20 protein-coding genes are annotated in these 18288 nt (G+C 73.1%); 14 read left to right on the forward strand and 6 right to left on the reverse strand.

All coding sequences use genetic code 11. The annotated features are described in order from the left end of the window. Window positions 1-77: 77 nt before the first annotated feature. Both ACWGPE_RS11480 and ACWGPE_RS11485 read left to right on the forward strand, forming a co-directional pair. A complete protein-coding gene (locus tag ACWGPE_RS11480) occupies window positions 78-797 on the forward strand; it encodes an ABC transporter ATP-binding protein (RefSeq protein ID WP_452048730.1) in 720 nt (239 codons plus the stop codon). After that, window positions 794-2116, forward strand: coding sequence for an FtsX-like permease family protein (locus ACWGPE_RS11485; RefSeq protein ID WP_452048731.1), 1323 nt, complete (start codon window positions 794-796; stop codon window positions 2114-2116). The genes ACWGPE_RS11480 and ACWGPE_RS11485 overlap by 4 nt, the downstream gene beginning before the upstream one ends. Before the next feature lie 36 nt (window positions 2117-2152). On the opposite strand, the gene ACWGPE_RS11490 is transcribed toward ACWGPE_RS11485, so the two are convergent. Continuing rightward, window positions 2153-2344 (reverse strand): hypothetical protein, encoded by a 192-nt coding sequence (locus ACWGPE_RS11490; RefSeq protein ID WP_452048732.1) that lies wholly within the window; start codon window positions 2342-2344, stop codon window positions 2153-2155. Window positions 2345-2457: 113 nt separating this feature from the next. On the opposite strand from ACWGPE_RS11490, the gene ACWGPE_RS11495 reads away from it, so the two are divergent. From ACWGPE_RS11495 to ACWGPE_RS11540, 10 genes are all read left to right on the forward strand, one after another. Then, window positions 2458-2790 carry a chorismate mutase gene (locus ACWGPE_RS11495; RefSeq protein ID WP_452048733.1) on the forward strand — a complete coding sequence of 111 codons (333 nt, stop codon included), beginning with the start codon at window positions 2458-2460 and terminating at the stop codon, window positions 2788-2790. A gap of 13 nt (window positions 2791-2803) precedes the next feature. Then, on the forward strand, window positions 2804-3742 hold the full coding sequence (locus tag ACWGPE_RS11500) for an SDR family NAD(P)-dependent oxidoreductase (protein ID WP_452048734.1): 939 nt from the start codon (window positions 2804-2806) through the stop codon (window positions 3740-3742). Continuing rightward, the gene (locus ACWGPE_RS11505; protein ID WP_452048735.1) at window positions 3739-3942 is read left to right on the forward strand and encodes a hypothetical protein; all 204 of its coding nucleotides are present in this window, start codon (window positions 3739-3741) and stop codon (window positions 3940-3942) included. Before ACWGPE_RS11500 ends, ACWGPE_RS11505 begins: the two co-directional genes overlap by 4 nt. A 155-nt stretch (window positions 3943-4097) precedes the next feature. Next, window positions 4098-5033: a phosphate/phosphite/phosphonate ABC transporter substrate-binding protein gene (locus tag ACWGPE_RS11510; protein ID WP_452048736.1), complete on the forward strand. Its 936-nt coding sequence runs from the start codon at window positions 4098-4100 to the stop codon at window positions 5031-5033. Between the two features lie 42 nt (window positions 5034-5075). Then, on the forward strand, window positions 5076-5912 hold the full coding sequence (gene phnC, locus ACWGPE_RS11515; protein ID WP_452048737.1) for a phosphonate ABC transporter ATP-binding protein: 837 nt from the start codon (window positions 5076-5078) through the stop codon (window positions 5910-5912). Then, window positions 5912-7588 carry a phosphonate ABC transporter, permease protein PhnE gene (gene phnE / locus ACWGPE_RS11520; protein ID WP_452048738.1) on the forward strand — a complete coding sequence of 559 codons (1677 nt, stop codon included), beginning with the start codon at window positions 5912-5914 and terminating at the stop codon, window positions 7586-7588. The genes phnC and phnE overlap by 1 nt, the downstream gene beginning before the upstream one ends. Further along, the gene (locus ACWGPE_RS11525; protein WP_452048739.1) at window positions 7585-8883 is read left to right on the forward strand and encodes a TIGR03364 family FAD-dependent oxidoreductase; all 1299 of its coding nucleotides are present in this window, start codon (window positions 7585-7587) and stop codon (window positions 8881-8883) included. The genes phnE and ACWGPE_RS11525 overlap by 4 nt, the downstream gene beginning before the upstream one ends. After that, entirely contained in the window at window positions 8880-9689 is an 810-nt protein-coding gene (locus tag ACWGPE_RS11530) for a phosphonatase-like hydrolase (RefSeq protein ID WP_452048740.1), read from the forward strand. The genes ACWGPE_RS11525 and ACWGPE_RS11530 overlap by 4 nt, the downstream gene beginning before the upstream one ends. A gap of 9 nt (window positions 9690-9698) precedes the next feature. Next, entirely contained in the window at window positions 9699-10877 is a 1179-nt protein-coding gene (locus tag ACWGPE_RS11535; RefSeq protein ID WP_231429658.1) for an alcohol dehydrogenase catalytic domain-containing protein, read from the forward strand. Window positions 10878-10930: 53 nt separating this feature from the next. Then, window positions 10931-11473, forward strand: coding sequence for a hypothetical protein (locus ACWGPE_RS11540; RefSeq protein ID WP_231429659.1), 543 nt, complete (start codon window positions 10931-10933; stop codon window positions 11471-11473). A gap of 47 nt (window positions 11474-11520) precedes the next feature. Here the strand turns inward: ACWGPE_RS11540 and ACWGPE_RS11545 are convergent, their stop codons facing one another. Further along, window positions 11521-12111 (reverse strand): dihydrofolate reductase family protein, encoded by a 591-nt coding sequence (locus ACWGPE_RS11545; protein ID WP_231429660.1) that lies wholly within the window; start codon window positions 12109-12111, stop codon window positions 11521-11523. A gap of 298 nt (window positions 12112-12409) precedes the next feature. Here ACWGPE_RS11545 and erm point away from each other — a divergent pair, with 298 nt between their 5' ends. Then, window positions 12410-13192, forward strand: a complete 783-nt coding sequence (gene erm, locus ACWGPE_RS11550; protein WP_231429661.1) for a 23S ribosomal RNA methyltransferase Erm — start codon at window positions 12410-12412, stop codon at window positions 13190-13192. 18 nt (window positions 13193-13210) lie between these two features. On the opposite strand, the gene ACWGPE_RS11555 is transcribed toward erm, so the two are convergent. The 4 genes from ACWGPE_RS11555 to ACWGPE_RS11570 form a co-directional block, all read right to left on the reverse strand. Next, window positions 13211-13579: a hypothetical protein gene (locus tag ACWGPE_RS11555; RefSeq protein ID WP_231429662.1), complete on the reverse strand. Its 369-nt coding sequence runs from the start codon at window positions 13577-13579 to the stop codon at window positions 13211-13213. Then, window positions 13566-14084 (reverse strand): NUDIX hydrolase, encoded by a 519-nt coding sequence (locus ACWGPE_RS11560; protein WP_231429663.1) that lies wholly within the window; start codon window positions 14082-14084, stop codon window positions 13566-13568. The genes ACWGPE_RS11555 and ACWGPE_RS11560 overlap by 14 nt, the downstream gene beginning before the upstream one ends. A gap of 35 nt (window positions 14085-14119) precedes the next feature. Next, the gene (gene purL, locus ACWGPE_RS11565) at window positions 14120-16453 is read right to left on the reverse strand and encodes a phosphoribosylformylglycinamidine synthase subunit PurL (RefSeq protein ID WP_231429664.1); all 2334 of its coding nucleotides are present in this window, start codon (window positions 16451-16453) and stop codon (window positions 14120-14122) included. 177 nt (window positions 16454-16630) lie between these two features. Next, complete coding sequence (locus tag ACWGPE_RS11570) at window positions 16631-17935, reverse strand: DUF222 domain-containing protein (protein WP_452048741.1); 1305 nt, start codon at window positions 17933-17935, stop codon at window positions 16631-16633. On the opposite strand from ACWGPE_RS11570, the gene ACWGPE_RS11575 reads away from it, so the two are divergent. Next, window positions 17935-18246 carry a hypothetical protein gene (locus tag ACWGPE_RS11575; protein ID WP_275505201.1) on the forward strand — a complete coding sequence of 104 codons (312 nt, stop codon included), beginning with the start codon at window positions 17935-17937 and terminating at the stop codon, window positions 18244-18246. The two genes, ACWGPE_RS11570 and ACWGPE_RS11575, sit on opposite strands and share 1 nt — an antisense overlap. Window positions 18247-18288 lie beyond the last annotated feature (42 nt).

Raw genomic sequence — 18288 nt, forward strand, 5'->3', positions numbered from 1 at the left:
GCGAGGATGACGCGTCGGGCGCGAGATGAGACTCGCGCCCGACGCGCCGCGCCGCCCCGGCCGGGCAGGCTCGAAGCATGAGTTCCTTCGTGCTCGAGGCATCCGGCCTCGTCAAGACCTATGGCCAGACCCGCGCCCTCGCCGGCGTCGACGTGCGCGTTCGCACGGGTGAGTCGCTCGCGATCATGGGCGCGTCGGGATCGGGCAAGACGACGCTGCTGCACTGCCTCGCCGGCATCGTGCCGCCCGACGCCGGCTCGGTGTCGTTCTTGTCGGGCGCGGGCGCCGTCGAGGTGACCGCGCTCGGCGAGCGCGAACGCTCGCGGCTGCGTCGCGAGGCGTTCGGGTTCGTCTTCCAGCAGGGTCTGCTGATTCCCGAGCTCACCGCGGTCGAGAACGTCGCCCTGGCCCTCATGCTGAACGGGATGCCGCGGGCACGCGCCGAGGAGTACGGCCGGGGATGGCTCGCCGCGCTCGGGCTCGGCGGGCTCGAGGAGCGCCGCATCGGCCAGCTCTCGGGCGGGCAGGCGCAGCGCGTCGCGATCGCCCGGGCGCAGGTGACGGGCGCGACGGTGGTGTTCGCCGACGAGCCGACGGGCGCGCTCGACTCGGCCACCTCGGCCGACGTGATGCAGGCGCTGCTGGACTCGACGACCGGACAGGGGCGCACCCTCGTGGTCGTCACGCACGACGCGGATGTCGCGGGGCGGTGCTCGCGCATCGTCGACATGCGCGACGGGCGGATCGTCGGCGAGCGGGTGCCCGCAGCACCGGCGAACGCAGGGGGCGCGGCGTGATCGCGCGGGTCGCCTGGCTGTTCGCCCGCCCGGGGTCGTCGGGCGCCGCGACGCTCGCGCTGCCCGTCACGGCGTTCGCGATCGTGACGGGCCTGCTGCTCACCGTGCTCGGCGGCGCGCAGACGTTCTGGACGTGGACCGACGACATCGCCTTCACCTACCAGCTGCTCGCGGTCGTCGCGCTCGTGCTGCTCGTCGTGCCGCTCGCCTCGCTCGGCGGGGCGGCCGCACGGTTGTCGGCGCGCCGGCGCGACGACCGCCTCTCGACGCTGCGCCTGCTCGGCGCGACCCCCGCGACCGTGTCGGCCCTCGCCGTCGTCGAGTCGGCGGTGCTCGCGCTCGCCGGCGCGGTCGGCGGAGTGGTGCTCTACTTCCTGATCGTGCCGCTGCTCGCCCTCGTGCCGTTCCGCGGCGAGCCGCTCGGCATCGACGGCGTGCTGCTCGGGTGGCCCGTGCTCGCCGGCGTGACGGCCGGCATCGTCGCCCTCGCCGCGGTGAGCGCCGTGCTCGGCCTCCGCAGGGTGGTCATCTCGCCGCTCGGCGTGCGCACCAGGCAGGACGCGCCGAAGCTCTCGTGGCTGCGCTTCGCGATCGGCGCGGTCGTCGTGCTCGTCTCGTTCGCGCTCATGGGTGCGCTGCAGGTCGCGGGCTCGGCCATCGTGCTCATCGCCATCCTCGCCGCGGGCTTCGGCGGAACGCTCGCGGTGCTGAACCTCGTGGGGCCGGGGGTCATCCGGCTCGTGGCGAAGGGCCAGGCCAGGCGCGCCAAGCGCCCCGCGCAACTGCTCGCGGCACGCACCGTGCTCGAGTCGCCGAAGGCGGCCTGGCGCCAGGTGTCGGGCGTCGCGATGACGAGCTTCATGGCGGTCTTCGCCGGGGTCGGCCTCGCGATCGTCGACCTCGCGGGCGCCGGCGTCGACCGCGAGTCGCTCGAGCTGTTCACCGACATCCGCACCGGCATCCTCATCACCGTGGTCGGGTCGTTCCTCATGGTCGCCTGCTCGGTGGGCGTCAACCAGGCGGCCGGCATCCTCGACCGGCGCGACCTGTATCGCTCGCTCGACATGCTCGGCATGCCGGAGGCGACGATGGACGCCGCCCGGCGGCGAGCCGTCATGTCGCCGCTGCGCATCACCGCGATCGGGTCGGCGCTGATCGCCGCCTTCGTCATGCTGCCGCTCACGGGCGCCGCACTGATCGTGCAGCCGCTCGCGCTCTTCGTGATCGCCGCCGTGCTCGCGGCGGGCATCGGCGTGGTCTGGCTCGGCCTCGCCGCGACGCGGCCGATGCTCGCGCGCACCTCGGCCGCGGCATCCTGACCTGGTCCTGATCGCTCGGGCCGGTGGCCCGGGCGGTCAGGAGTTCAGGGCCGTGAACAGGTCGAAGACCATGAACGCCGGCCACAACAGCCCTTGGAAGAACGCCCAGACGAACTCCCAGAACTCGTCGGCCTGGCCGAAGAAGTAGAACCACGCCCCGAAGATGCCGAGGCCGTAGATCGCGCCTCCACCGACCACGGCACCGCTGCCGCCGCTCCGTTCACCCATCGCGACCACCTCCACGGCCGACGGTACGCCCGAACGCGCCCGGGCGCCACGGAAGTGCCGGACGGGCGTCACGCGCTTCGCGCGACCCGGCCGCCGGGAAGTACGCTCGAAGCATGACCGACGATGCCGCATTCGACGACCGGGACGCCGCGATGAGCGAGCTGCTCGGCATCCGCTCGAGCATCGACAACATCGACGCGGCACTCATCCACCTGCTCGCCGAGCGCTTCAAGTTCACGCAGCAGGTCGGCCGGCTGAAGGCCGTGCACGGACTGCCGCCGAGCGACCCCGACCGCGAGAAGCGCCAGATCGCACGACTGCGCTCGCTGGCCGAAGACGCGCACCTCGACCCGGCCTTCGCCGAGAAGTGGTTCAACTTCGTGGTCGCCGAGGTGATCCAGCATCACGAGGAGCTCGCGAACGGCGGCGGCGAGCGCGACCTGTGATCGCGGGCGAGCGATGAACTGGTATCCGGCGGCGCTTCCCTCGCAGGCCGGCAAGCGGTATCTCGTCACGGGGGCGAACGCCGGCCTCGGCTTCTTCACCGCGGCCCGGCTCGTTGGTGCCGGCGCGCACGTGACCCTCGCCGGCCGGAGTCCCGAGCGGCTCGAGGCGGCTCTCGCCGCCATCACCGAGGCCATGGCGCGCACTCCCGGCGGCGTCGAGGGATCGCTCGAGCCGCTCGTCGTCGACCTCTCGTCGCTCGCGTCGGTGCGCACCGCCGGCCGCCGGCTCGCCCACCGGCCGCCGCTCGACGGCGTCGTCGCGAACGCGGGCATGGTGCACACGCCGGGCGCGCGCCTCACCTCGCCCGACGGCAACGAGTTCGTGCTGGCGACGAACGTGCTCGGCCACTTCGCGCTGCTCGCCGACCTCGTGCCGCACCTCGCCGACGGCGCCCGCATCGTGTCGCTCGGCTCGCTGTCGAGCCGGCTGTCGACCTTCCGCGTCGACGACCTGCAGCTCGAGCGCGGCTACGACTTCTGGCGCGCGTACGCGCAGTCGAAGATCGCGACCCAGGTGTTCGCGTTCGAGCTCGACCGGCGCCTGCGCTCGGCCGGGCTGCCGATCGCGAGCCTCGTCGCGCACCCCGGCTATTCGATCAGCGGGCGCACGCCCCGGGTGCCCGGGGTGAACGAGCCCACCGCCGGGGCGCGCTTCGCCGACGCGCTGCAGGCGGCGTGGGCGCAGGGCAAGCACCGCGGCGCCGAGGTGACCCTGCACGCGCTCACCGCGCCCGAGGCGCAGGGCGGGCAGTTCTGGGGTCCGCGCTGGTCGGTGAAGGGCCCGCCCGTGCTGCAGACGCCGACGCGCACCTCGACCGACCCCGCGATCGCCGAGCGCTTCTGGGCGTTCGCCGAACGGGCCACCGGCACGACGTTCACGCTCGGCGCATGAGCGGGCCGGGCGACGGCCGGCCGCGCCCGCGCTTCCTCGCGCGGCCGAAGGTGCGCCTCGTCATCTCCCGCGTGCTCGTCGCCGTCGGCATCGTGCTCGGCGTCATCGGGGTCGTGTCCGGCCGGTACGGCTGGCTCTTCGCGGGCATCGTCGTCGTCGGCCTGGGCGCCGCGACGGGCCCGCTGCGCCTTCGGCGCTGACGTCTCCGCGACATCCGCATCGCCGACCCGCCGCACCGGGTTCACCGACCGGTAACCGCGGGTCCCCTCGGCGTTGAGCACCGCTGCCTACCGTGAGCCATCGGAACGCACCGCCTGCGCCCGAGATCCGGGCCGGGGTTCACGAAAGGTCTCCGATGCAACTCACCACCAAGAGCTGGACGGCCGTCGCAGCAGCGGCCCTCCTCACCGTCGGCCTCGCGGCCTGCACCTCGGCGAACGCCTCCGAGGGCTCGGGCGACGCCGCGGCGGGCTCGGGCGACGCGACGTTCGCGGTCGACGAGAACACGCTCGTCTTCGGCGTCGTGCCCGACTCGGTCGACACCGAGACGAACTACCAGCCCCTCATGGACTACATCGCCGCCGAGACCGGCAAGACGGTCGAGTACCACGAGTCGACCGACTACGCCGCCCTCATCGAGGCCGCCGTCGCCGGCAAGATCGACGTCGCGAGCTTCTCGGGCTTCACCTACGTCACCGCGACCAACAACGGCGCCGCGATCACCCCGATCTCGTCGATCGTCACCGCGGAGGGCCAGGAGCCCGGCTACTACTCGCAGGCGATCGTGCCCAAGGGCTCGGACATCACCGACCTCGCCGGGTTCGCAGGCAAGAAGGTCTGCTTCGTCGACCCGTCGTCGACCTCGGGCTACCTCTTCCCGAGCTACAACCTGCTCGAGGAGGGCATCGACCCCGAGACCGACGTCACCCCGGTGTTCGCCGGCAAGCACGACGTCTCGGTCACGAAGACCGGCGAGGGCGTCGAGTGCGAGGCGGGCTTCGCCGAGGACAGCGAGGTCGCCAAGAGCGACAAGGTCGAGATCGTCGGCGAGACCATGGTGCCGGGCGCCCCCATCGTCGTCTCCGACACCCTCCCCGAGGACCTCAAGACGCAGCTCGCCGACGTCCTCGGCGAGGTCACGATCGACGACATCATCGCCTCGGGCGTCGAGTCGGCCGACAGCGACGCCTTCCGCAGCGTCTTCTACGCCACGGTGCCCGTCGACGACGAGTACTACGACACCATCCGCGACATCTGCGAGAAGACCGAAGCGGAGCAGTGCCAGGGCTGACGCCCCGGAACTGACGCGCACGGACACGGAACGGACGAGGACATGAGCGAGACCACCGGAGACGGCGCCCTCATCGAGATCGAGGGACTCACCAAGTCGTTCGGCACCACGGTCGCACTGCGGGATGCCTCGTTGCAGGTGGCCCGGGGCGAGATCGTCGTGCTGCTCGGCCTCTCGGGCTCGGGCAAGTCGACGCTGCTCAGGCACCTCGACGGGCTCGAGACCCCGACGTCCGGATCCGTGCGCGTGCTCGGCCAGGAGGTGCCGCGCCTGTCGGGGCGGCGCCTCCGGGCCCTGCGCAGCCGCATCGGCTTCGTCTTCCAGCAGTTCGAGCTCGTGCCGTCGCTGACGGTGCTCGAGAACGTGCTCACCGGCGCGCTCGCCGAGCTGCGCGGCCCGCGGCTCGGGCTCTTGAGCTACCCGCGGCGGCTGAAGCTCGCCGCGCTCGGCCACCTCGATCGGGTGGGCCTGCTCGACCGCGCCTATCAGCGCGCCGACACCCTGTCGGGCGGCCAGCAGCAGCGCGTCGCGATCGCTCGCGCGCTCATGCAGGATCCCGAGATCCTCCTCGCCGACGAGCCGGTCGCCTCGCTGGACCCCGAGTCGAGCGAGCAGGTCATGGCCCTCATCCGCGAGATCGCGATGGACGCGGGGCTCACCGTCGTCTGCAGCCTGCACCAGGTCGACCTCGCGCTCTCGTGGGGCGACCGCATCGTCGGGCTCCGCCACGGCGAGGTCGTGCTCGACACCCCGGCATCGGGGCTCACCAAGGCCGAGGTCATGGAGATCTACGGCCGGGTCGCGACCGCGACCGCCGAGCTCGAGGCGATCGAACGCGAACTCGCGGATGTCGCGGCCGAGCCGGAGCCGGCCCGCTGATGACCGCGCTCCTCGCCTCCGGGCAACGTCCGGCCGAGGCATCCCCGCCGGGTTCGATCGCCGAGCGCGCACCGCGCCGCATCGTGTCGCCCGAGCGCGTCGCGGCCGCCCTGACGCTCGTCGCGCTCGTCGGCATGGCCGTCGTCGCCGTCGCCCAGTCGGGCATCTCGATCACCGGCATGGTGGAGAGCTGGGACAACGCCGAGCGGTTCTTCGCCCGCGTCGGCCCGATCACCTTCCCCGAGCCGGCCGAGCTCGCATACCTCACCGCGCTCACCGTCGGGCTCGTGCTCTGCGGCACCCTGCTCGCCGCCGTGATCTCGGTGCCCGTCGCCTACCTCTCGGCGGCGAACACGACGCCCGGGCCCGGCTGGCGGGCGTTCGGGCGCTTCGTCGGCGTCTTCACCCGTGCCGTGCCCGACGTCGTGCTCGCGATGGTGTTCGTGCTGATGTTCTCGCTCGGCACGCTTCCCGGCATCCTCGCGATCGGCATCCACTCGATCGGCATGATCTCGAAGCTCTTCGCCGACGCCATCGAGCAGATCGACGAGGGGCCGAGGCTCGCCATCCGTGCGGCGGGCGGCTCGAGGTGGCAGGAGTTCACGAGCGGCATCCTGCCGCAGGTGCTGCCGTCGTGGGTCGCCACCGTGCTGCACCGCAACGACATCAACCTGCGCGGCTCGGTCGTGCTCGGCTACGTCGGCGTCGCCGGCCTCGGCCTCGAGATGTCGTTCGCGTTCAAGTCGCTGAACTACTCGCTCGGCATCGGCATCGCGATCGTCATGTTCGCGCTGTGCGTCGCGATGGAGGTCGTCTCGAGCGCGGTGCGCAAGGCGATGCTCACGGGCGGCCGCGCCTCGGGCGGGCCGCTTCGGGCGACCACCCCGGATGCCGCGCTCCGACGCCCCTGGACCGCGTCGCGGGTGCGCAGCACCGCGTGGGGGTGGATCGCCGCGGCCGTCGTCGTCGGCAGCATCCTCATCTGCGACATCCAGTGGGGCGACCTCGTCACGGTGTGGGCGAAGATGCCCGCGGTCGCCGTGCAGTTCTGGCCGCCCAGCTTCGGCAACTACGACGCCGCCACCATGTTCGGTGCGATGGGCCAGACGATCGGCATCGCGCTCGCCGCGACCCTGCTCGCCCTCGTCGTCTCGGTCGTCGTCGGCTCGCTCGCCGCCCGCAACGTCGCCCCGAACGGCGCCGTCCGCACGTCGATGCGGTTCCTGCTCGTCGTGATCCGGGGCGTGCCCGAGGTGATCCTCGCGATCGTGCTGATCGTGATCACCGGACTCGGGGCGCAGGCCGGCACGCTCGCGCTCGCCTTCGGCGGCATCGGCCTCGCCGGCAAGCTCATCGCCGACTCGTTCGAGGAGGTGAAGGCGGGGCCCGAGCGGGCGCTCGCGGCCACCGGCGCCTCCCGCACGCAGGTGTACGCCTCGGCCACCCTGCCCCAGGGCACGCCGGCGCTCCTCGGCCACGGGTTCTACCTGCTCGACACGAACGTGCGCGCGGCGACGATCCTCGGCATCGTCGGCGGCGGCGGCATCGGCTACTACCTGCTCAATGCGGGCCAGGGCTCGAACTACCAGGCGGTCACCGCCATCGTGCTCATGCTGCTCGTGACCGTGCTCGTCGTCGAGGGCGTCGCGATGTGGATGCGGCGGGTGTTCCGATGACGCGCGGGACGGTGACCGGCGGGGCGGTGCAGGGCGTTCAGCGCGACGGCGCCGGGCGCGGCCGCGCGTTCGACGTCGCCGTCGTCGGGTCGGGGGTCGTCGGCCTCGGGGCCGCACTCGCCGCGCACCGGCGCGGGCGGCGCGTGGTCGTGATCGAGCGGGGCAGCGAGCCGACGGGCGCGTCGATCCGCAACTTCGGCCATCTCTGCTTCACGCCGCAGCACGGCCGCGCGCGCGAGTTCGCGCTCGCCTCGCGCGAGCTCTGGCTCGGGCTCGCGCGCGACGCGGGTGTCTGGGTGCGCGATTCGGGCACCCTCGTCGCCGCCCGGAGCGACGACGAGACGGCCGTGCTGGCCGAGCTCGCGGCACTCCGCGGCGACGAGGTCGAGCTGCTCGACGCCGCAGAGGCGGGGCGCCGCATGCCGGTCGCGCCCGGCGTGCTCGCCGGCGGGGCGTTCCTGTCGCACGACCTGCAGGCGAACCCGCGGCAGGCGCTGCGAGCGATCGCGGCGCACCTCGAGGCGGCGGGGGTCGAGTTCCGTCGACGCACCAACGTCGCCCGCGTGCGGGGCGCGGACTCGTTGGGCGGTGCCGCCCGAGTCGAGACCGGCCGGGGGCCGATCGACGCGGGCGAGGTCGTCGTGGCGGTCAACCACGACGTCGACCTGCTCTACCCCGAGCTCGCCGAGGCGCGCGGCATCGTGCGGTGCGGGCTCGACATGCTTCGGGTGTCCGCCGGCCTTCGTGCACCCCTCGCGGCACCGCTGCTCACGGGCTGGTCGCTCGTGCGGTACGGCGCCTTCGCGGCGACGGATGCCGCGACCCGCCTCCGTGCGCGCCTGCATGCCGAGCGACCCGATCTCGCCGCTCTCGACCTCAACCAGATGTACACGCAACTGCCCGACGGGTCGCTCATCGTCGGCGACACGCACTACCGCGGCGAGTCGATCGAGCCGTTCCAGGGCGAGGCGGCGTTCGAGGCGCTGCTCGAGGTGACGGCCGAGCTCTTCGGCACGGGTCGGCCGCGCGTCATCGAGCGCTGGCAGGGTGTCTACGCGTCGGCACCGGACGAGTTCCTCGTCGAGCGCGTCGAGCCGGGCGTGCACCTCGCCGCCGCGACGACCGGCATCGGCATGACGTGCGGGCTCGGTCTCGCCGAGCACGTCGTCAGCCGTGCGCTCGACGGCGAGCCGGACGATGCCGGTGCACCGCTCGCCGCCGCGGCGACCCTGCCGAGCGCGCCGGCGCCGAGGCATCCCGCGACCCAGACCACCTCCCAGGAAGGCCGACCATGACCATCGACACCCGTATCGAGACCGACGACGTCCGCGATCTCCGCGACGAGACCGACGACGAGCTCGCCGAGCTCGACGAGGCGGCGGAGCTCGCCGATCCCGACGACCTCGACGACGAGGACGGCGAGATCGAGCTCATCGTGCTCGACATGGCCGGCACGACCGTCGTCGACGACGGCATCGTCGAGCGGGCGTTCGTGCTCGCCGCCGAGCGCAGCGGCATCATCGCCGCGGGCGACGATCTCGACGAGGCGCTGCAGTACGTGCGCGACACGATGGGCCAGTCGAAGATCGAGGTCTTCCGCGTGCTCTCGGGCGGCGACGAGGACGCCGCCCAGCATGCGAACGCCGAGTTCGAGGGCGCCTACGCCGAACTCGTCGCGAGCGAGGGCGTCGCCGAGATCCCCGGCGCCGCGCGCGTGATCGAGCGGTTGCGGGACGCGGGCGCCTCCGTCGTGCTCACCACCGGGTTCTCGCCGGCGACCCGCGACGCCCTCCTCGACGCACTCGACTGGCACGGGCTCGCCGACCTCGCGCTCTCGCCCGTCGACGCGGGCCGCGGGCGCCCGCACCCCGACCTGCCGCTCACCGCGCTGCTGCGCACCGCGACGAGCGCGGTCGACGCGATGGTCGTCGTCGGTGACACCGTGAGCGACATCGAGTCGGGTGTCGCCGCAGGGGCCGGGCTCGTCGTCGGGGTGCTGAGCGGGGCGCACGACCGGAACTCGCTCGAAGCAGCCGGCGCCGACGCGGTCATCGCCAGCGTCGCCGAACTGCCGGCGCTGCTCGGCCTGCACGGCGAGTAGGGCGGACGGGTGCACACCGTCGTGCGGGCCGCGGGGCCCGACCTGCTGCTACGACCCGCTCCGGTCGCGATGGTCTGGTACGAACCGGGCCGACCGCACGAGGCGCTCGCGGCCCCCGGCGTACGGCTCTCGCAGGGCGAGGCGCTCGTCGAGGTCGAACTCGCGACCGTCTGCGGCTCCGACGTGCACACGGTGCGCGGCGACCGGCCCGCACCCGCGCCGCTCGTGCTCGGACACGAGCAGGTCGGCCGGGTCGTCGCGGTCGGCGACGGCGCCGTGCGCGCCGACGGCTCGGCGCTCGAGCTCGGCGACCGGGTCGTCTGGTCGGTCGCGGTGAGCTGCGGCGACTGCGACCGCTGCCGGCGCGGACTCGAGCAGAAGTGCCGATCGCTCGCCAAGTACGGGCATGAGAAGGTGCATCGCGGATGGGAGCTCTCGGGCGGCTTCGCGACCCACGTGCAGCTCAGGGCGGGCACCGCCGTCGTGCGGGTGGGCGAGCAGGTGCCGGCACTCGTCGCCGCACCGGCCTCGTGCGCGACCGCGACCGCGGTCGCGGCGCTCGACGCGGCCGCCGAGCGCGTGCCGCTCGCGGGAGCGGCCGTGCTCGTCACGGGCGGCGGCATGATCGGGCTCAGCGTCGCGGCGATCGCACGCGAGGCGGGCGCCGAGGTCGTCGTCTCCGAACCGGATGCCTCGCGGCGGGCGCTCGCGCGACGGCTCGGGGCGATCGCGGTCGACCCGGGAGCCGCCCGCGGCGCGGAGGAGCACCTCGATTCCGTGCTCGAGCGGCTCGCCGCCCGAGGCATCCCCGAGTTGCTCGTCGCGATCGAAGCCTCCGGGGCGCCGCCCGCCGTGCTGGGCGCCATCGGCGCCGTGGGCGTCGGCGGTGTCGTGGTGCTCGTCGGCAGCGTGTCGCCCGGTACCGAGCTGCGGCTCGACCCGGAGCGGCTGGTGCGCGGGCTCGTCACGATCACGGGGGTGCACAACTACACGGGCGCGCAGCTCGAGCGGGCCGTGGCCTTTCTCGAGCGGTCGTGGATGTCGCTGCCGCTCGACGAGCTCGTGGGCATCACCCACGGGCTCGAGGAGCTCGACGTGGCGCTCGCCGAGGCGTCGACGGGGGAGTACGTGCGGGTCGGCGTCGCACCCGGACGTCGCGTCGTGCCCCACCCCGCCGAGCGCGCCTGAGCGGCGGGCGCGGCCGACTACCGTTCGCGGCGCGGGCGCGGCAGCATTGAGCCATGACGGATGCCACGGAGCGGGAGCTCGCCGGCGCCGCGGTCGCACGACTGCGCCGCGACCTCGAGGCCGCGTCGGCCCGGCTCGCCGAGGCGGGGGCGCGGACCGAGGTGCTCGCGGAGCTCGTCGAGCCGCGGCGGGTGCTCGGGGTCGCGCGGGCACCGCGGATGGCGCAGCTCGGCCGCGTGTGGCGGCTCGGAGTGCTGCTCGTCGCGCCCGACGGATCGGCGTACGCCACTGGGCACGTCGTGCGGGCCGAGCTGCCCGCGCGGCGCAGCGTCCTCGCCGACAGTGTCGCCGAGCACCGTGGATGGCAGGCCGCGGCGGTCAAGGGCGGCATCACCCCGGGGGAGACCGTCGACTTCGATGCCGCAGCCGTCGACCTCGACGCGCTCGCGCGCGAGGGGGCGGCCGGGCCGCTGGTGCTGCGGGGCGACACCGCCTTCGTGCGCTGGAACCCGACGCAGCCCGACGCGCTCGCCGACGCCGCGAGCTACCTCGCCGATCGTGTGGAGCTGCTGGCGTCGCCGCCGACGGGTACCTGAGCGATCGGCGGAAGAAATCACGCCGGAGCGAGACCGAAGGGGTGCGCTCAGATCGAACGACGTCGCACCGGAAAGCGCAGGTGCAGCACCCGGTCGCCCTGGATCACCGCATCCGGATCCTCCAACAGCTGCTGCGCGTCGACCGACCCGAAGTACCGCTTGCCTGATCCGAACACGACGGGTGCGACGTCCATTCGCACCTCGTCGACCAGGCCTGCGGCGAGCGCCTGGCCGCCGACGTCGCCGGCGGCGACCTCGACGATGCGGTCACCCGCGAGCCGCTGGGCCTCGGCGACGGCGGCCTCGACGCCGTCGACGAAGTGGAACGGCGCCTCGGCGTCCCAGCCCTCGGGCGCCGGCCGGTGGGTCACGACGACCACGTGTTCGATTCCACTCGGGGGCTGCCCGCCCCAGCCGTCGGTCAGGTCGAAGACGCGGCGGCCGGCGACCGTCGTGCCGACCTGGTCCCAGTACGGCCGGGTGTAGTCGAAGGAGATCTGCGACACCTTCAGCACGCCGCTCTCGTCCAACGGGACGTCGCCGTTGGTCAACCAGTCGAACAGGGGACCCGGCTGGTCGTCGTCGTCCGCGATGAAGCCGTCGACCGAGACCGAGCCGTACATGACCACCTTGCCCATTGGGCGCTCCTCTGCGACGCACCGTGACGAGGTCGTCGGGTTCACGGTAGTCCGCGCCGCCCGCTCCCCGCCAGCCCCGCGTCGTCGGCGCGCTCGGGCATTGGCCGTGGGGCGCGAGCCGCTGCTAGGCTGCTCGACCGTGTCCTGCATGTTCTCCACGATGGTGATTCGGCCCCGCACCGCCTGAGGCGGAGCGTCGACCGATTTCCGAGACCCTTCGCCTCAGCCAGCCAAGTGACCCTGGCCGGCGCACCTTCGTCGTGCCCGGCCGCTCGGATCTCTCGCCAGCGGAGCTGCAGTGCACACCCCTCGATCGTCATCTCATTCATCACGTCGTTCGTCGGGCGGGACACCGTCTCGTCCGTCGCGCCGTCCATCCGGCGACACCGCGCCGGTCGGCGGCCGGCACGAACTCGGCCAGAACTTCCTCGTCGACCGGCAGGTCGTCGGCCGGATCGTCGCGCTCGTCGCGGCGACTCACGGACCCATCGTCGAACTCGGCGCCGGCGGCGGTGCGCTCACGCACCGGCTCGCAGCGCTCGATCGCCCGCTGACGGCGATCGAGATCGATCCCGCGCGGGCCGAGGCGCTGCGGGTGCGCCTCGGCCGCCGCGCCCGCATCGTCACCGCCGACGCCCTCGACTGGCGCTACCCCGCCGAGCCGCACGTCGTCGTCGGCAACATCCCATTCCACGTCACGACGGCGATGCTGCGGATGCTGCTCGCCCGGCATCGCTGGACCGAGGCCGTGCTGCTGACGCAGTGGGAGGCAGCCCGTCGCCGGTGCGGCGTCGGCGGTACGAGCCAGCTGACCGTGCAGTGGGCGCCGTGGTACGAGTTCGACCTCGACGGGCGAGTGCCGCGCGCGGCGTTCCGGCCGGCGCCCTCGGTCGACGGCGGCCTGTTCACGATCCGCCGGCGCCGGCGGCCGCTCGTGCCGGTCGCCCGCCGGCGTGACTACCAGGCGTGGGTCGCCGACGTCTTCGGCGGCCGGACCCGCGCGCTCGGACGCCGACGGCCGAGGGATCTGGGGCCGGAAGAGTGGGTCGGCATGTGGGCGGGGCCACGTGGTGGACGATGAGCCGCCGAGGTCGGGGTGCTAGGCCCTGGGGGCGTCGGATGGACGATCGGGATCCCCGGCCGCGCCGGAGGCATCCTCATCGTTCGCCGTGGGGCTGCTGCCGGTGCCGGTGCCGGTGCCGGGGTCGCCCGAGTCGCCGCGCTCGCCGCCCTGCTGGCTCTGCTCCTGGATCGTGCGCATCATCGAGTCGCGCAGGCCCTCCTGGCCGGTGTGCAGCTCCTGGTACTTCTCGCCGGCGCCTGCGAACGGGCCGAAGGCCTCGCGCATCCGCTGCCCGCGCGGCGCCTTCACGGCGCGCATGATCACGCCGACGAGGATGATGACCGCGAAGAGCGCGATCGCGCCGCCTGCCACGATGCCCATGAAGGCGAGGTCACTGCCCTGCATTCGAGGCCTCCGTGAAGCCGAAGAGGCTGACCGGCGCGAGCCGTCCGTCGCGCAGCGCCTCGAGCACCTGGCGCTCGTGCGGCACGACGGGCTCGGGCAGCGCGTCGAGCGCGAACCACTCGAGGGCGGCGGCCTTCTGCGCCTCGATGATGCGGGCCTCGCCCGACCACTCGCGCACCTGGAAGAACACGTCGAAGCGCTGCTCGATCGGTCGCCCGGAGCCGTCGGTGCGGTGCATGAGCGTCAGCAGTTCGAGCGCGTCGGGCGCGACCTCGACGCCGAGCTCCTCGAGCGCCTCGCGGGCGGCGCCCGCGGGCAGCGACTCGCCCGCCTCGACGTGGCCGGCCGCGCCGAACGCCCAGTGCTCGTCGTAGTAGCCCGTGCCGCGGCGCAGCTGCAGCAGCACCTCGTCGCCGCGGCGGAGCAGCACGTACGCGGCGGGCACGACCGTGAACCTGCCGTGGGTCGACGCGTACGCGTCGGTGTAGTGCTCGGTCTCGGTCATGGGGTCTCGATTCGCATCGCCGCTCGACGACCGGCTCAGTAGCCGACGACCGGCCCGAACGCGTCGGCGAGCGGGGCGCGGTTGACGCCGCGCAGCTCGTCGATCGAGACGGTGAACGCGTCCTGCACCTCGAGCGACTGCGATGCGGCGTCGGTCACGCCGATGCGGCGCACCGGATAGCCGCGACCCTCGCAGAGCCCGCGGAACTTCACGTCGTCCTCCCGGGGGACGGTCACGATGACACGGCCCGCCGACTCGCTGAACAGCGCGGTCGCGAGATCGATGCCGGCGTCGCCCGTGACCTCGCCGAGGAACACGCGGGCGCCGACGCCGAAGCGCGAGACCGCCTCGGCGAGGGCGATCGCGAGGCCGCCGTCGGAGAGGTCGTGCGCCGAGTCGATGAGGCCCTCGATCGTGGCCGCCGAGAGCAGCTCGGCGAGCGCCTTCTCACCGGCGAGGTCGACCGCCGGCGGGCGGCCGCCGAGGTGGCCGTGCACGACGTCGGCCCAGGCCGAACCGTCGAGCTCGGCCGTCGTGTCGCCGAGGAGGTAGATGTTGTGGCCGTCGTCCTGCCAGCCCGACGGGATGCGCCGGGCGACGTCATCGATCACGCCGAGCACGGCGATCACGGGCGTCGGGTGGATCGGCACGTCGCCGGTCTGGTTGTAGAAGCTCACGTTGCCGCCGGTGACGGGGATGCCGAGCTCGAGGCAGGCGTCGCTCAGGCCCTCGACGGTCTCGGAGAACTGCCACATGACCTCGGGGTTCTCGGGCGAGCCGAAGTTCAGGCAGTCGCTCACGCCCATCGGCTTCGCGCCGGTCACGGCGACGTTGCGGTAGGCCTCGGCCAGGGCGAGCTTCGCGCCCTGGCGCGGGTCGAGCTGCGAGTAGCGGCCGTTCGCGTCGGTCGCGACCGAGACGCCGAGGCCCGACTCCTCGTCGACGCGCACCATGCCGGCGTCGTCGGGGTGGCTGAGCGCGGTGTTGCCGAGCACGTACTTGTCGTACTGGTTGGTCACCCACGCGGCATCCGCCTGGTTGGCCGAGCCGACGAGCTTCAGGAACTGCTCGCGGATCTCGTCGGGAGTGGCCGGGCGGTCGAGCTTCGCGGCGGTGTCGGCCTGCAGGGCGTCGATCCACGACGGGTAGGCGACGGGGCGCTCGTAGACGGGGCCGTCGACGGCGACGGTGCGCGGGTCGACGTTCACGATCTCCTGGCCGTGCCACATGATGCTGAGGCGCCCGGTGTCGGTGACCTCGCCGAGCACGCTCGTCTCGACGTCCCACTTCTCGACGACCTTCAGGAAGCCCTCGAGCTTCTCGGGCTTCACGATCGCCATCATGCGCTCCTGGCTCTCGCTCATGAGGATCTCTTCAGGCGTGAGCGTGGGGTCGCGCAGCAGCACGTCGTCGAGCACGATCGCCATGCCGCCGTCGCCGTTGGAGGCGAGCTCGCTCGTCGCGCACGAGATGCCGGCCGCGCCCAGGTCTTGAATACCCTCGACGAGGTCGTTCTGGAACAGCTCGAGGCAGCACTCGATGAGCACCTTCTCGGCGAACGGGTCGCCGACCTGCACGGCCGGACGCTTGGTGGGGCCGCCCTCGGCGAAGGTGTCGGAGGCGAGGATCGACGCGCCGCCGATGCCGTCGCCGCCGGTGCGGGCGCCGAAGAGCACGACCTTGTTGCCCGCGCCCTTCGCGTTGGCGAGGTGCAGGTCTTCGTGGCGCAGCACGCCGACCGCGAGTGCGTTGACGAGCGGGTTCGCCTGGTAGGTCGAGTCGAACCAGGTCTCGCCGCCGATGTTCGGCAGGCCGAGGCAGTTGCCGTAGAAGCTGATGCCGCTCACCACGCCGTGCACCACGCGCGCGGTGTCGGGGTGCGAGATGTCGCCGAAGCGCAGCGCGTCCATGACGGCCACCGGGCGGGCGCCCATCGAGATGATGTCGCGCACGATGCCGCCGACGCCGGTCGCGGCGCCCTGGAACGGCTCGATGTAGCTCGGGTGGTTGTGCGACTCGATCTTGAAGGTGACGGCCCAGCCCTCGCCGATGTCGAGCACGCCGGCGTTCTCGCCCATGCCCACCATCAGGTGCTGCTTCATCTCGGGCGTGACCTTCTTGCCGAACTGGCGCAGGTAGATCTTCGACGACTTGTACGAGCAGTGCTCGCTCCACATGACCGAGTACATCGCGAGCTCGGCGCTCGTCGGGCGGCGGCCGAGGATGTTGCGGATGCGCTCGTACTCGTCGGGCTTCAGGCCCAGGGCGGCGTACGGCTGCTCCTTCTCGGGCGTCGCGGTCGCGACCTCGACGGTGTCGAGCACCGGCGTCGAGGGTGCAGCGATGGTGGTGGGGGTTTCGGTGGTCACGAGTGGCGAGCTCCAGAGAACGGCGGCGTGGCGGATGCCGGGGGGCGGATGCCTGACCCCAGCAGTCTACCGGCCGTGCTCAGGTGAGCAGGCCGCTCGCGGGCGGGGGTTCGGACCGTGCGACGTGGCGCGCTCGGGTGGCGCTACGCGCTGCCCCCGGCTGGGCCGGGGGAGCGTTCAGGCGGCGTCGGCGAGCGGTTCGGGCCCGATGCGACCCCGCCCCGGGTCGGGTGGCCGGTTCGCGGGATGCCCCGGGCCGACATCGCCGGGTCGCGGTCGCTGCTCGGGGTCGAGGTGCACGGGCGGCACGAACCAGCTGCGGTGATCGCGGATGACGACGAGCCATCCGTCGTCGTGCACGCGGTGGTGGTGGAACGCGCACAGCATGACGCCGTTGTCGAGGTCGGTCGGGCCGGCGTCGCGCTTCCACCAGGCGATGTGGTGGGCGTCGGCGTGCGATGGCGGGCGGGTGCAGCCGGGCCAGGCGCAGCCGCCGTCGCGCTCGACGAGGGCGATCTTCTGCGCGGCCGAGAACAGGCGGGCGGATCGGCCGAACTCGAGCACCTGGTGGCCGTCGCCGATGAGCATCGGGGCGATGCCGGCCGATGCGGCGAGTTCGTGCAGCGTCGCGATCGACACCGGCTGGTCGATGCCGTCGATCGTCGCGAACCCGTGGCCGGCGGCGAGGTCGGTCGCGTTCACCCGGGCGACGATCGTGACCGCTCGCAGCGCGGGCGGTGCCGACGTCGCGGTGAGCGAGAGCCGCGCGATGTCGGCGAGGGCGTCGGCGTTCAGCTGCTGGATCGTGCGCTCTTCGGCCGTGATCGGGTCGACGCCCTCGCCGCCGCCGCACTCGTCTGCGGCGGCGCCGAACGGACGCTTCGCGTCGCGCGCTCGCCGCAGTTCGGCCTTCACGAGGGTCTCGATCGCGAGCTTGATCGGGGCGCCGGTGGCGGGGTCGAACGCACCCTTGAGGTTGATCATGCCCGCGGCGTCCTCCCAGACGGAGAGGCCTCGACGGGCTCGCAACTCGTCTTCTCGGGGCTTCACGCCGTCGGGGTCGAGGTGCGCCTCGAGCTGCTTGACCAGCCGCGCGAGGCCGTCGACGCCGACCGCGGGGGCCCGATCGACGAGGAATCGCTCGGCGTCGTCGAGCTCGGCCCGGTCGGCGCGCGGACCGACCCCGTCGAGGAACCGGCGGATCACCTCGGCCGCGGCCACCGCGAGCACGCCGGCGTGGAGCGCGGCGGCCACGTGCGGGTGCCGAGGCGGCAGTGCCTCACCCGTGAACGACGCACGCTCACCGGTCGCCCGGCCGACCGCGACGAGGCGTGTGGCATCGGCGTATCGGCCGCCGGTCGCCTGGGCGATCAGCCGCGACCCACTCGATGAGACGGCCGGGTGCGGGGTGCTGCGCCGGGGTGGCAGGGTCGAGACCGACCTGCCAGAGTGAGGGCACGAAACGCGGCAGAGGAGGCGCAATGGGCGACGGCGACGATCGGATGCCTCGGGCGACGATGTGGTGGGGCATCGCCCTGCTGTTCGGCGGAGGAGCGCTCATCGTGCTCGCCCCCACGATCGTGAACGTGCTCGTGACGCCGAACACCGAGTCGTGGGCGGCGGTCTACGAGCTCATCGTCACGATCGTCTCGGTCCTCCAGGCGACGATCCCCCCGCTCGGCGCCTCGCTCATCGCGGCCGCACTCGTCATGCGCCACCTCGACCGACGGCTCGGCCGAGGCACGCGCGACGAGCGCCCGAAGCGCTGGTACTTCCCTCCCTCGGCGGAGTGACGATCCGCGCGGCGCCGGCCGGAGGCATCCCACCCGGCCGAC

The organism is Agromyces sp. NPDC055658, assembly GCF_053618155.1.